The sequence below is a fragment of the Sphingomonas sp. BT-65 genome (assembly GCF_026107375.2).
In the GTDB taxonomy this organism is placed as follows: domain Bacteria; phylum Pseudomonadota; class Alphaproteobacteria; order Sphingomonadales; family Sphingomonadaceae; genus Sphingomonas.
This window is the reverse complement of the sequence record NZ_JAPCIA010000001.1, coordinates 2674740-2687708: the sequence shown is the minus strand read 5'-3', so window position 1 is coordinate 2687708 and position 12969 is coordinate 2674740. Positions and strand designations below refer to the sequence as shown.

14 protein-coding genes are annotated in these 12969 nt (G+C 67.3%); 10 read left to right on the top strand and 4 right to left on the bottom strand.

Going from position 1 to position 12969, the window contains the following annotated elements; translation table 11 throughout:
• Window positions 1-67: 67 nt before the first annotated feature.
• Entirely contained in the window at window positions 68-1414 is a 1347-nt protein-coding gene (gene gorA / locus OK349_RS13010) for a glutathione-disulfide reductase (protein ID WP_265118219.1), read from the top strand.
• 10 nt (window positions 1415-1424) lie between these two features.
• Window positions 1425-1766: a cupin domain-containing protein gene (locus tag OK349_RS13005; RefSeq protein WP_265118218.1), complete on the top strand. Its 342-nt coding sequence runs from the start codon at window positions 1425-1427 to the stop codon at window positions 1764-1766.
• On the opposite strand, the gene OK349_RS13000 is transcribed toward OK349_RS13005, so the two are convergent.
• A complete protein-coding gene (locus OK349_RS13000) occupies window positions 1763-3103 on the bottom strand; it encodes a dicarboxylate/amino acid:cation symporter (protein ID WP_265118217.1) in 1341 nt (446 codons plus the stop codon). The genes OK349_RS13005 and OK349_RS13000 overlap by 4 nt on opposite strands.
• Before the next feature lie 72 nt (window positions 3104-3175).
• On the opposite strand from OK349_RS13000, the gene glmM reads away from it, so the two are divergent.
• Genes glmM through OK349_RS12975 form a run of 5 tightly spaced genes read left to right on the top strand, consistent with a single transcriptional unit; the run spans window position 3176 to window position 6594 of the window.
• Window positions 3176-4516: a phosphoglucosamine mutase gene (glmM, locus tag OK349_RS12995; protein WP_265118216.1), complete on the top strand. Its 1341-nt coding sequence runs from the start codon at window positions 3176-3178 to the stop codon at window positions 4514-4516.
• Window positions 4516-4740 (top strand): DUF1272 domain-containing protein, encoded by a 225-nt coding sequence (locus OK349_RS12990; RefSeq protein ID WP_265118612.1) that lies wholly within the window; start codon window positions 4516-4518, stop codon window positions 4738-4740. The genes glmM and OK349_RS12990 overlap by 1 nt, the downstream gene beginning before the upstream one ends.
• Window positions 4737-5510 (top strand): bifunctional hydroxymethylpyrimidine kinase/phosphomethylpyrimidine kinase, encoded by a 774-nt coding sequence (gene thiD, locus OK349_RS12985; protein WP_265118215.1) that lies wholly within the window; start codon window positions 4737-4739, stop codon window positions 5508-5510. The genes OK349_RS12990 and thiD overlap by 4 nt, the downstream gene beginning before the upstream one ends.
• A gap of 4 nt (window positions 5511-5514) precedes the next feature.
• Window positions 5515-6147 (top strand): ribonuclease HII, encoded by a 633-nt coding sequence (locus tag OK349_RS12980; protein ID WP_265118214.1) that lies wholly within the window; start codon window positions 5515-5517, stop codon window positions 6145-6147.
• Between the two features lie 12 nt (window positions 6148-6159).
• Window positions 6160-6594 carry a VOC family protein gene (locus tag OK349_RS12975; protein WP_265118213.1) on the top strand — a complete coding sequence of 145 codons (435 nt, stop codon included), beginning with the start codon at window positions 6160-6162 and terminating at the stop codon, window positions 6592-6594.
• Window positions 6595-6704: 110 nt separating this feature from the next.
• Here the strand turns inward: OK349_RS12975 and OK349_RS12970 are convergent, their stop codons facing one another.
• Entirely contained in the window at window positions 6705-8300 is a 1596-nt protein-coding gene (locus OK349_RS12970; protein WP_265118212.1) for an isocitrate lyase, read from the bottom strand.
• Between the two features lie 340 nt (window positions 8301-8640).
• On the opposite strand from OK349_RS12970, the gene OK349_RS12965 reads away from it, so the two are divergent.
• Together OK349_RS12965 and folP are read left to right on the top strand one after the other, a co-directional pair.
• Complete coding sequence (locus tag OK349_RS12965; RefSeq protein ID WP_301531117.1) at window positions 8641-9795, top strand: site-specific DNA-methyltransferase; 1155 nt, start codon at window positions 8641-8643, stop codon at window positions 9793-9795.
• A 427-nt stretch (window positions 9796-10222) separates the two neighbouring features.
• Window positions 10223-11305 carry a dihydropteroate synthase gene (folP, locus tag OK349_RS12960; RefSeq protein ID WP_265118211.1) on the top strand — a complete coding sequence of 361 codons (1083 nt, stop codon included), beginning with the start codon at window positions 10223-10225 and terminating at the stop codon, window positions 11303-11305.
• On the opposite strand, the gene OK349_RS12955 is transcribed toward folP, so the two are convergent.
• Window positions 11292-11759 (bottom strand): anthrone oxygenase family protein, encoded by a 468-nt coding sequence (locus OK349_RS12955; protein ID WP_265118210.1) that lies wholly within the window; start codon window positions 11757-11759, stop codon window positions 11292-11294. The genes folP and OK349_RS12955 overlap by 14 nt on opposite strands.
• Window positions 11759-12301 carry a hypothetical protein gene (locus tag OK349_RS12950; RefSeq protein ID WP_265118209.1) on the bottom strand — a complete coding sequence of 181 codons (543 nt, stop codon included), beginning with the start codon at window positions 12299-12301 and terminating at the stop codon, window positions 11759-11761. The genes OK349_RS12955 and OK349_RS12950 overlap by 1 nt, the downstream gene beginning before the upstream one ends.
• 112 nt (window positions 12302-12413) lie before the next feature.
• Here OK349_RS12950 and OK349_RS12945 point away from each other — a divergent pair, with 112 nt between their 5' ends.
• On the top strand, window positions 12414-12965 hold the full coding sequence (locus OK349_RS12945) for a cytochrome b (RefSeq protein WP_265118208.1): 552 nt from the start codon (window positions 12414-12416) through the stop codon (window positions 12963-12965).
• The last annotated feature ends 4 nt before the right edge of the window (window positions 12966-12969 follow it).

Here is a 12969-nt window from a genome sequence, read left to right as displayed (position 1 = left end):
GGCTCCGTTGGCATCTTGCCGGCGCACGCCTATCTGCGGCTCCGGCGCGATGAGCGGGAGCAAGTGAATGGCTGAGTACGACTACGACCTCTTCGTCATCGGCGCGGGCTCGGGCGGAGTGCGTGCCTCGCGCGTGGCGGCGGCGCATGGGGCGAAGGTCGCGATCGCCGAGGAGTATCGCGTCGGAGGCACCTGCGTGATCCGCGGCTGCGTGCCCAAGAAGCTGCTCGTCTATGGCGCGCATTTCGCCGAGGATTTGAAGGACGCGCGCCGCTTCGGCTGGAACGTCCCCGATTGCGGCTTCGACTGGGCCGTGCTGCGCGACAATGTCCTCGCCGAGGTCGACCGGCTCAACAAGGCCTATATCAGCACGCTCGACAGCCATGGCGTCGAGATCATCCACGAGCGCGCCACCGTCTCCGGCCCGAACGAGATAACACTGGCGAGCGGCCGCACGATCAGCGCGGGCAAAATCCTGATCGCGACCGGCGCGCACCCCGCGGTGCCGCATTGCCCGGGCAGCGAGCATGGCATCACCTCGAACGAGGTGTTCCATCTCGAATCGCTGCCCAGGCGCGTGCTGATCGCGGGCGCCGGCTATATCGCCAACGAGTTCGCCGGCATCTTCAACGAGTTCGGCTCGAAGGTCACCCTGATCAACCGCACCGACGTGATCCTGCGCGGCTATGACGAGCAGATCCGCGACCGGCTGCTCCAGATCAGCATGACCAAGGGCATCGACTTCCGCTTCCACGCCGAGTTCAAGGGCATCGAGAAGCAGCCCGATGGCAGCCTCAAGGTGTCGACGACCAACCATGAGGACCTCGAGGTCGACTGCGTCCTGTTCGCCACCGGCCGTGTCCCCAACACCGGGGATCTCGGCCTCGCCGAGGCGGGTGTCGAGCTCGACGCCAAGGGCGCGGTGGTGGTCGGCGCCGACAACAAGTCCTCGGTCGACACGATCTACGCCGTGGGCGACGTCACCAACCGTGTCCAGCTCACCCCCGTCGCGATCCGCGAGGGGCAGGCGTTCGCGGACTCGGTGTTCGGCGGCAAGCCCACGACGGTGGACTATGACTGCATCCCCTCGGCCGTGTTCAGCCACCCGCCGATCGCTGGAGTCGGGCTGACCGAGAGCCAAGCCAAGCAGAAATACGGATCGGTGCGCGTCTACACCTCGGATTTCCGGGCGATGAAGAACGTGCTGGCGAACCGCAACGAGCGCGCGCTCTACAAGATGGTGTGCACGCCGGACACGGGGAAGGTGCTCGGCCTCCACATGATCGGCCCCGACGCGCCGGAGATCCTCCAGGCCGCCGCGGTCGCGGTGAAGGCGGGGCTGACCAAGGCGGATTTCGACCAGACGGTGGCGCTTCACCCCTCGATGGCCGAGGAACTCGTCCTGATGAAATAGGAGCCGTCCGATGCCTGTCCGCGAACCGATCGATCTTGCTGCCGAAGCCCGTAGCGACACGTACAACAATCACCCGGTTGCGGACGTCAACGACCATGTCGTCCGGATCTCGACGATGTTCGAGCCCTTCTACTGGCATGTGCATCCCGATTCCGACGAAAGCTTCCTCTCGCTCGAAGGCGGGCTGCGGATCGAGTTCGCCGATCATGTCGTCGAACTCGCCCCGGGTCAGCTCTATACCGTCCCGCGTGGCGTGCCGCATCGCACCGCGCCGGTCGGCGACCGCAGCGTCAATCTGACCTTCGAGCATCGCGACGCGGGCATGGTGCGGGTCGACGCGCCCGGGACCTAGCCCTCGTCCCGGAGCAGCCGGTCCGACTCGTCGTCCAGCCCCTCCTCGCCGCCGGTGCGCAGGCTCACTACGCGCGTCGCACTCACGTCCATCGCGACGTTGCCGAGCGTGCGGAACAGGTCGGGGATCGTCTCGACCGCGACGAGCAGCCCGAGCATCGGGATCGGCACGCCCATCGCCGTCGCGATCGGCGCGATCGAGCTCACGAAGCTGATCGTGCCGGGCAGGCCGACCGCGCCCATCGTGGTGATCGCCGCCACCACCCAGCCCGCGGCGAGCTGGCTCGGCCCGAGCTCGATGCCGAGCAGGTGCGCGACATAGATCGCCACCGCGAAGTTCATCGCCGGCCCGGTCCAGCGGAAGATCGCCACCGCGATCGGCAGCGCCACGCCCGAATGTGCCGCGGGCACGCCGAGCTTCTCGGTCGCCTTGAGCATCGCCGGCAGGCTGGCGAGCGATGACTGGGTCGAGAAGGCCACCGCCTGCGACGGCGCCACCGCGCGGATATAGTGCAGCGGCGAGACGCGGCCCGCGACCACCGCGAACGGCGCGGCGAGCAGCCACATCACCAGCCCCACACCGCACAGGATCGCGACATAGTGGAGCAGCGCGCCGAACGCCGCCGTCCCGGCGCGTGCGCCGACGACATAGGCGAGCGCGGCGACGCCGATCGGCCCCAGCCACAGCACCCAGTTGATCACCACCAGCATCGTATTGCCCAGCGCCTCGAAGAAGCGCGTCAGCGTCTCGCGCTGCTCCGGGGGGAGCCGGGTGAGCGCGAAGGCGAAGACCGTGGTGAACAGGATCAGCGGCAGGAACGCATCGTTCGCCGCCGAGGTCACCGGGTTCGAGGGGACCATCGCGACGAGGAAGTCGATGAACGGCGGCACCGTGCCGATCTCGGGCGTCTTCTCGGCCAACGCCCCCTGCAGCGCCTGCGCCGAACTCGAAGCCAGCGGAAACAGGTCGAGATAGAAGACCGTCAGCGCCCCGCCGAGCGCCGAGGAGACCCACAGCAGCACGATGAAGGTGACGAACGCCCGCCCTGCCAGCCGCCCCGCGCGCGCCTTCTCCGCGGTGGCCGAGATGCCGGTGATGAGCAGCGACACGACCAGCGGGATGATCGTCATCTGCAGCGCGTGCAGCCAGATCGTCCCGACCGGCGCGATCCAGTCGGCCGCCGCGAGAGCGCGTTCGGGCGCCGAGGCCGCCGCGGCGACGCCGATCGCCAGCGCCGCGACCAACGCGACGAGGATCCGCATCGGCTGGGCACGGTTCGCCGGCCCGAGCAGGAAGGTGGCGATCCGTGCCGGAAGATTGATTGCGGGTTGCGACATACTCGCCCTTATTCGAAAGCGGCGCTATCACGCCCCGCAGGATTCAGCGACAAGGCCGCAAAGCGCACGGATATGGCAAGAAAATATTTCGGCACCGACGGAATTCGCGGCAAGACCAACATCGCGCCGATGACCGCGGCGATGGCGATGCAGGTCGGCATGGCGGCGGGCGCGCATTTCCGCCGCGGCGACCACAGGCACCGCGTGGTGATCGGCAAGGACACGCGCCTGTCGGGCTATATGATCGAGAATGCGCTGGTCGCCGGCTTCACCAGCGTCGGCATGGACGTGGTGCTGTTCGGCCCGATGCCCACCCCGGCGGTCGCGATGCTCACCCATTCGATGCGCGCCGACATGGGCGTGATGATCTCGGCCAGCCACAATCCCTATGCCGACAATGGCATCAAGCTGTTCGGCCCCGACGGCTACAAGCTGTCCGACGCCGACGAGCTGGCGATCGAGGCGCTGATCGACAGCGAGATCCCGCTCGCCCCCGCCGCCGATATCGGACGCGCCAAGCGCATCGAGGATGCGCGCGGCCGCTACATCCACTTCGCCAAATCGACCTTTCCCGAGGATCTGCGGCTCGACGGGCTCAAGGTCGTGGTCGATTGCGCCAATGGCGCCGCCTATCAGGTCGCGCCCTCGGCCTTGTGGGAGCTCGGCGCCGAAGTTGTCGCGATCGGCGTCAATCCCAACGGCAAGAACATCAACGACCAGGTCGGCTCGACCGCGCCGCTGACGCTCTGCGAGACGGTGGTCGCCTCGGGCGCCCATATCGGCATCGCGCTCGACGGCGACGCCGACCGGCTGATCGTGGTCGACGAGCATGGCGAGGTGGTCGACGGCGACCAGCTGATGGCGACGATCGCGGGCGGCTGGGCGCGCCAGGGGCGGCTGCAGGGCAACGGCCTCGTCGCCACGGTGATGTCCAATCTCGGCCTCGAGCGCCACCTCGCGAGCCAGGGCCTCGGCCTCGTCCGCACCGCCGTCGGCGACCGCTATGTGCTCGAGAAGATGCGCACTTCGGGCTACAATGTCGGCGGCGAGCAGTCGGGTCACATCATCCTCTCGGACTATGCCACCACCGGCGACGGCCTGGTCGCGGCGCTTCAGGTGCTTGCCGAGCTGGTCCGCGCCGGCGCGCCCGCAAGCGAGGTGCTCCACCATTTCGACCCGCTGCCGCAGCTGCTCAAGAATGTCCGCTTCGCCGGCGGCAAGCCGCTCGAGAACGGCGCGGTCAAGGACGTCATCGCCGCCGCCGAGGCCGAGCTCAATGGCACCGGCCGCGTCCTCATCCGCGCCTCGGGCACCGAGCCGGTGATCCGCGTGATGGCCGAGGGCGAGGACAAGGCACAGGTCGAGGCGGTCGTGGATCGCATCTGTGACGCGGTGCGCAAGGCGGCGGCGTGATGCTCGAAATGCGCCCTGACTGCGAACGCTGCGGCGTGGACCTGCCCGCTGATCAGGGCGGCGCGTTCATCTGCTCGTTCGAATGCACCTTCTGCGCCGACTGCGCTGACGCCATGGACGAGGTCTGCCCCAATTGCGGCGGCGAGCTGCTCGATCGCCCGGCGCGGGTAGGCGCGGCGCTGAAGAAACATCCCGCGAGCACGGAGCGGCGATTCAAGGAATGAGCATCCCCCGCATCCTCATCATCGCCGGGTCCGACTCGGGCGGCGGCGCGGGCATCCAGGCGGACATCAAGACGGTCACCATGCTCGGCGGCCACGCCATGACCGCGATCACCGCGATCACCGCGCAGAACACGCTCGGCGTGACCGGCGTCCACGCGGTGCCGGTCGAGATGGTGCTGGCGCAGATCGACGCGGTGGTCTCCGACATCGGCGTCGATGCGGTGAAGATCGGCATGATCGGCTCGGCCGATACCGCGCACGCGGTCGCCGGGCGGCTCGAAGCGCTCGACGTGCCGATCGTGTTCGATCCGGTGATGGTCGCGACCAGCGGCTCCGTGCTCGCGGATGCGGAGACGATCGCGGCGTTCGAGCGGCTGATGGACCTCGCCTCGGTGGTCACACCCAATCTCGACGAGCTCGCCGTGCTGGGCGGCCGCGAGGCGGTGCTCGCCCATGGCTGCCACCTCGCCGAGAAGGGCGGCCATGCCGAGGGCCCGCAGATCCACGACCAGCTCTTCGCCCCCAATGGCGAGCGCGTCACCCAATTGATCGCCAAGCGCTTCGATACCGACGATACCCATGGCACCGGCTGCACCTTCGCGAGCGCGCTCGCCTGCGGACTCGGCGCGGGCTTGTCCGTCGCCGAAGCGTTCGAACAGGCGGTCCGGTTCGTCCGCATCGCCTTGCTCAGCGCCCCCGGTCTGGGCCAAGGTCATGGCCCGATCGGACACGCGCTGGGCGTCGTGCCGTTCGACGAGATCGAGGGATAAGGGGATGCCCGACCTCAAATATGAACGCCGCTACACCCGCCTCCACAAGGGGCCGGTGGCGGGCGTCGACGAGGCGGGCCGCGGGCCGCTCGCCGGGCCGGTGGTCGCCGCCGCGGTGGTGCTCGACCCGCGCTGCATCCCCGACGGCATCGACGATTCGAAGGTGCTCACCGCCGCCAAGCGCGCCGACCTTCACGCCAGGATTCTCGCATGTGCGCGCGTCGGTGTCGGGATGGCGAGCGTCGAGGAGATCGATCAGCTAAACATCTTCTGGGCGACGATGCTGGCGATGACCCGCGCGGTCGCGGCGCTCGACGTGCCACCCGCCTTCGTGCTGGTCGACGGCAATCGCTGCCCCGACTGGGCGCATGCGAGCCAGGCGGTGGTCGGCGGCGACGCGCTGTGTCTGTCGATCGCCGCCGCCTCGATCGTCGCCAAGCACCGCCGCGACTGCATGATGGACGAGCTCGACGCGCTCCATCCCCAATATGGCTGGCGCTCGAACAAGGGCTATTCGGCCAAGGTCCACCAGGAGGCGCTGCGCATCCATGGCCCCACCCCGCACCATCGCCGCAGCTTCTGGCGCGTGGCGCAGGCGGAACTCGATTTCGGCCCGGGGGTTGCCGCTGCGGAATAGGAGGATGCCCCCATGGAAACCCAGCAGCTTCACCGCGGCCGTCTGATCGATCACATCCAGCTCGTCGTCCGCGACCTCGACGCCAGCCGCCGCTTCTACGACGCCGTGTTCGAGGTGCTCGGCATCCCGCTCGGCGGCGAGATGGACAAGGCCTTCTGGTATGACGAGCTGTTCGTCTCGACCCCCGACAGCGAGGCGGCGCTGGGCGAGCTCACCGGCCGTCACCACTTGGCCTTCCAGGCGGCCGGCCGCGCGCAGGTCGAAGCGTTCCACCAGGCCGGTCTCGACGCTGGCGGCGGCGACAATGGCGCGCCGGGCAAGCGGCCCTATCATCCGGGCTATTACGCCGCCTTCCTGCTCGATCCCGACGGCAACAATATCGAGGCGGTCTATCACGGCGAGGCGAAGCGCAGCGCGCCGTCCGTGAGCATCGAGTTCGAGGGATAAGAAGCGTTTATCCTCCCCCGCCGGGGGGAGGATCGAACGGAAAAGGCCCGCCGCCACGCTGGAACGTGACGACGGGCCTCCTTTCCTCCCCAGGAAACTTGCCGCGCGGCCTAGGCCGCGAACTGGTTCATCGTGTTGTGGACCCCGCCCGCCTTGAGCGCGGCCTCGCCCGCGAAATATTCCTTGTGGTCATCGCCGATGTCGCTGCCCGACATGTTCTGGTGTTTGACGCACGCGATGCCCTGCCGGATTTCCTGCCGCTGCACGTTCCTGACGTAGCCCAGCATCCCGGCCTCGCCGAAATACTCGCGGGCGAGATTGTCGGTCGAGAGCGCCGCGGTGTGATAGGTCGGCAGCGTGATCAGGTGATGGAAGATGCCGGCGCGCGCCGCCGCGTCCTTCTGGAAGGTGCGGATCTTCTCGTCCGCCTCCGCCGCGAGCTCGGTGCCGTCATAGTCCACGCTCATCAGCTTGGCCCGGTCATAGGCCGAAACGTCCTTGCCCGCCGCTTCCCAGGCATCGAACACCTGCTGGCGGAAGTTGAGCGTCCAGTTGAAGCTCGGCGAGTTGTTGTAGACCAGCTTGGCGTTGGGGATCACCGCGCGGATGCGGTCGACCATCGCCGCGATCTGCTCGATATGCGGCTTCTCGGTCTCGATCCACAGCAGGTCGGCGCCGTGCTGGAGCGAGGTGATGCAGTCGAGCACGCAGCGGTCCGCCCCGGTGCCCTCGCGGAACTGGAACAGGTTCGAGGGCAGCCGCTTAGGCCGCACCAGCTTGCCGTCGCGCTCGATCAGCACGCCGCCGCGCAGGCTGGCGAGATCGGTCACCTCCTCGCAATCGAGGAAGGCGTTGTACTGGTCGCCGAGATCGCCCGGTTCCTTCGAATAGGCGATCTGCTTGGTCAGCCCCGCGCCCAGCGAATCGGTCCGCGTGACGATGATCCCGTCGTCGATACCGAGCTCGAGAAAGGCGTAGCGGCACGCCCGCACCTTCGCCAGGAAGTCCTCGTGCGGCACGGTGACCTTGCCGTCCTGGTGCCCGCACTGTTTCTCATCTGAGACCTGGTTCTCGATCTGCAGCGCGCAGGCGCCCGCCTCGATCATCTTCTTCGCCAGCAGATAGGTCGCCTCGGCATTGCCGAAGCCCGCATCGATATCGGCGATGATCGGCACGACATGCGTCTCGTAATTGTCGATCGCATTCTGGATGCGCGCCGCCTCGACCGCGTTGCCGGCATCGCGCGCGGCGTCGAGCTCGCGGAACATCATGCCGAGCTCGCGGGCGTCGGCTTGCTTGAGGAAGGTGTAGAGTTCCTCGATCAGCGCGGGGACGCTGGTCTTCTCGTGCATCGACTGATCGGGCAGCGGCCCGAAGTCGCTGCGCAGCGCCGCGATCATCCAGCCCGAGAGGTAGAGGTACTTCCCCTTGGTGGTGCCGAAATGTTTCTTGATCGCGATCAGCTTCTGCTGGCCGATGAAACCATGCCAGCAGCCCAGCGACTGGGTGTAGGCCGCGGGATCGGCGTCGTACGCCGCCATATCGCGGCGCATGATCCCGGCGGTGTAGCGTGCGATATCGAGCCCGGTGCGGAAGCGGTTCTGCAGCCGCATCCGCACCACGGATTCGGCATCGATCCCGTCCCAGCGGCCATTCTCGGCGGCGATGGGCGCATTGGCCCGGGCGATCTCGTCCTGGTAAGTCATTGGCACCTCGCTTCGATAAGGCGCATCTATTCACGTTTACACGCGTCCGGCGCTTAAATCTGGGAAGCCCTGAGGTTGATGGGTTAGCAGTAGGCACTCCGATGCTGTGATCATGTAAATTTATGACAACCTGCCGCACATCGGTTCTTGCAAAATGAGTCCTCCGCGCCACACCCCATCCCTTGGGCCTGTGGATAACCCGCAGACTCAACATCTGGGCCGGTCGCGAAATGTTCCGCCAAGTTAACGGAATCCCAAGGCTTTCCGTTAACTATTGTTCGCTTGACGGAGTCCGCCCTTTCATGGCGTTTCGCCCGCTCAACGGGTTCGGGAGTAGTTAATGGGGGTCATCGAGAAGGTCGCGCCAAAGATTGCGCGCCAGCGCGAGGGGACGGAGGTTCGCACCCGCAGCTGGGTCGACGTGCTGCCGCTCGATTCGATCATCCAGCAGGATTGCATCGAGGCGATGCGCGCCCTGCCGGCCGCCTCGATCGACATGATCTTCGCCGATCCGCCCTACAACCTCCAGCTCGGCGGCGACCTCAATCGCCCCGACGGCAGCTTCGTCGATGCGGTGACCGACGACTGGGACAAGTTCGATTCGCTCAATGCCTATGACGCCTTCACCCGCGCCTGGCTCGCCGAGGCGCACCGCATCCTCAAGCCCAACGGCACGATCTGGGTGATCGGCAGCTACCACAATATCTTCAAGGTGGGCTCGGCGATCCAGGACCTCGGCTTCTGGATCCTCAACGACATCATCTGGCGCAAGGCCAACCCGATGCCCAATTTCAAGGGCACGCGCTTCACCAACGCGCACGAGACGCTGATCTGGGCGTCGATGGGCGAGAAGGCGAAATACACCTTCAACTATCGCTCGATGAAGACGCTCAACGACGAGCTGCAAATGCGCAGCGACTGGGAATTCCCGATCTGCGGCGGGCAGGAGCGCTTGAAGAAGAACGGCACCAAGGTCCACCCGACCCAGAAGCCCGAGGCGTTGCTCTATCGCGTGATGCTCGCCTGCACCAAACCCGGCGACGTCATCCTCGACCCCTTCTTCGGCACCGGTACCACCGGCGCGGTGGCCAAGCGCCTGCGCCGCCACTGGATCGGCATCGAGCGCGAGGGCAATTATGTCGAGGCGGCGCAGGAGCGCATCGCCGCGGCGCTGCCGCTCGACGAGAGCGCCGTCACCACGATGATGGCCCCGCGCCAGGCGCCGCGCGTCGCCTTCGGCACCCTGATCGAGACCGGTTATCTGACGCCCGGCGCGGTGCTTTCGGACACCAAGCGCCGCTGGCGCGCGGTAGTGAAGGCCGACGGCTCGCTGCTCAGCGACTGCGGCACTGCCGGCTCGATCCACAAGGTCGGCGCGACGCTGCAGGGCGCGCCCTCGTGCAACGGCTGGACCTTCTGGCATTACGAGGCGGAGGACGGCCTCAAGCCGATCGACGCGCTGCGCCAGACCTATATTCTCGCGACCCAGCCGTAACCACCTGCCGTCACCCCGGCCTTGTGCCGGGGTCCACCGGGAGGCGAGCGCTGGACATAAGGCTCGCGTCCGTTGCGCGGGGAGCCGTGCCCCGGCACAAGGCCGGGGTGACGAAAAGGGGGCGAGAGCGATCAAATCCAAGTCGAGGACATGTTCGCCACCCCCGCCCGCCAAGCGGAATTGCGCCGAGCGCAATCGCGAACATCGGACGCGACATGTTCCGTTGCGCCATCCCTTCGGCTCGCCCCGATACGGCGCGCCGGCGCCCGGAGCCGTGCCACCCCGTCGCTCGAAACCCGCGCAAATCCGCCAAAAACCCGCACAGCTTTCCTACGCGAACCAATTAGGTTAAACTAGCTCCCGCTTTCCCACCCGAATCACGAAGGTGGAATCGAGCGCGCATACGAAACCAGAGCAGGAAATTTTCGTGCAGCTTCCCACCAACGCCCGGCTCTATCTCCGCCCGGTCCAGTTCGCCGATTCGCCGATCGAGCGCGACGGCGAGGTGGCGCGGCTGGCGGGCGGGCTGCTGTGGTTCTCGGCCTATGAGTTGATCGCGGTCGAGAACGGCAAGCGCGTGCTCCAGCGCACCATCCCCGTCGGCGATCTGCCGGACGACGCACGGCTGCAGGCGCTCGCCGCGCGCATCACCGCGCCCCGCCCGCCGCTCCAGCTCGGCGAGCGCGTGCTGCGCTTCGACCAGCCGCAGGTGATGGGCATCCTCAACATGACGCCCGACAGTTTCTCCGACGGCGGCAAGCATCTCGACGATGCCGAGGCGGCGGCAGCCGCGGCGGTCGATATGGCGGCAGCGGGCGCGGCGCTGATCGACGTCGGCGGCGAATCCACCCGGCCGGGCGCGCAGGAAGTGTGGGAAGGCGACGAGATCAAGCGCGTCGTCCCCGTCATCGAGCGGCTGGCGCGCAGCGGCACTTTGGTCTCGGCCGACACGCGCAAGGCCAGCGTGATGGAGGCAGCGCTCGCCGCTGGCGCGCATCTCGTCAACGACGTCTCGGCGCTGCTATGGGACGACCGCGCGCTCGATATCGTGGTCCGCGCGCAATGCCCGGTGGTGCTGATGCATGCCGGCGATCCCAAGCAGGGCGCCGATGGCGGGCGCGGCTATAGCGATCCGCTGGTCGAGATCTATGACTGGCTGGAGGCGCGGATCGAAACGGTGGTCGCGGCCGGCGTCGACCGCACCCGCATCCTCGCTGATCCCGGCATCGGCTTCGGCAAGTCGCTCGCCGACAATCTCGCGCTGCTCAACGGCCTGGCGCTGTTCCATGGCCTGGGCGTACCGCTGCTGCTCGGCGCAAGCCGCAAGCGCATCGTCGGCGCGCTGTCGAACGAAGCGCCCGCGGAGCAGCGGCTCGGCGGTTCGCTCGCGCTCGCGCTCAAGGGGGCCGAGCTCGGCGTGCAGCTGCTGCGCGTGCACGACGTACCGGAAACAGTGCAGGCGTTGAGGGTATGGCGCGGGATGCGCGACGCGGCGCTTACGTCGCGCTGAACCCCGGCAATCCGACGAGCGCGATCGCGTAGCAGAGCAATCCGGCGACGCCCAATGCGGTTCGTCCGCCGTGCAGATGGCCCCAGCGCCGAAGCATCGCCACGGTCTCGTCCGAGGCCTGATCGAGCGGCGTCGCCTTGATGCGTCCATTGAGCGTCCACATCAGCGCGAAGGTCCAGACGATCGCCCCCAGCATGAATCCGCCGCCCGCGAGCCAGAGCCAGCTCGAAGCAAGGCTAGCTGGTCCCTGCGCGAGTCCGGCGACAATGCCGAGGACGGCCGCCAGAAGCGCGAGCGACGCCTGCATGACCGCGCCCCGCGCGTACGAAGGCTTCCACTGGGCAAGCTGGTCGCGCGGCGCGAGCACGCCTCGCGCCGGGTGTTCCGCAACCAGAACATAGATTGCCGCCCCGCTGAACATCGCCGCAGCGATCAGGGCGAGGACCGGGATCATCAGCCCAGCGGATCGGGCCGGGTGCGCTGCTCGACATAGGTGCGCTGCACCGCGAACGGGCTGACCCGCGCCTCGCGGAAGCGGTCGCGGCGGCGCTCGGCCTCGGCGCCGATCTTCTCGAGGCTCTCGACCAGGTCCTCGAGGTTGCGACGGCGCTCGGCTGCGGTCGCGTCGCGGCTTTCCGCCAGGCAGGCCGTGACCAGATCGGGCACGCGGCGGCGCACGACATTGGCCCAGTCGATCACGTCGGCGGCGAGCGGCTCGGCGTCGGCAATCGCGATCAGCCGCGCGCAGCTGGTGCGCGCGGCGGAAATCCGGCTGACCGCCCAGTCCGCCTCGCCCGCGGCGCTCGCCCAGGCCGCCTCGAGCGGATCGGCGGGCCGCGCCTGCTTCATCCGCTTGAGCTTGGCGCCGGCGATGCGCTGGCGCAGCTTGCGCGCCCCGAAGAACAAGGCGAGGCCAGCCGCACCGACCGCGAACAGCGTGACGGCGACGAATGCGAGAGCCGCCAGCGCGGCGATCACGAGCAGGAATCGAAGCATCGCGGACAGTATATGGGAAGCCGTCCGGGTTTCGCCAGATCAGGCGTACCGCCGCCGGAACAATCCGCCGTTTCGCGCGCTTGACGACCATAAGGTCGTCAGGAGAGGAGCCATGCGCGAAGCCTATGACCGTTATTCGAACGTATCGATCCTGATCCACTGGACCGTGGCGGTGCTGGTGATCGCCAACATCGTGATCGCCGTCACCATGCCAAATGATCGCGATCTGTTTCCATGGTACAAGTCGATCAACATCGCCGTGCTGCTGCTCACCATCCTGTGGATCGGCTGGCGGCTCGCCCATCCCTGGCCACGCTTTCCCGATAGCGTGCCGAAGTGGGAGCGCATCTTTGCGCGCAGCGTGTATTTTGGTTTCTATTTTCTGCTGCTCGCAATCCCGCTGATCGGCTGGGCAACGATGTCGGCGGGGGGCGGCACGGGCAAGATTTTCGGCAGCATCCAATGGTTCGACCTCCCGATCGGAAAGTCCGCCGAACTGCGGGACTGGCTGGCCACAGTGCACGAAGCGGCTGTCTATCTCCTGCTGCTGCTGATCGTCATCCACGCCTGTGGCGCGCTCAAGCACCAATTCTTTGACGAGGATGTGGTGTTCCACCGCATGCTGCCCAGCCTGCGGCAAAGCCATTTGGACGACGAGATCTAGCAGG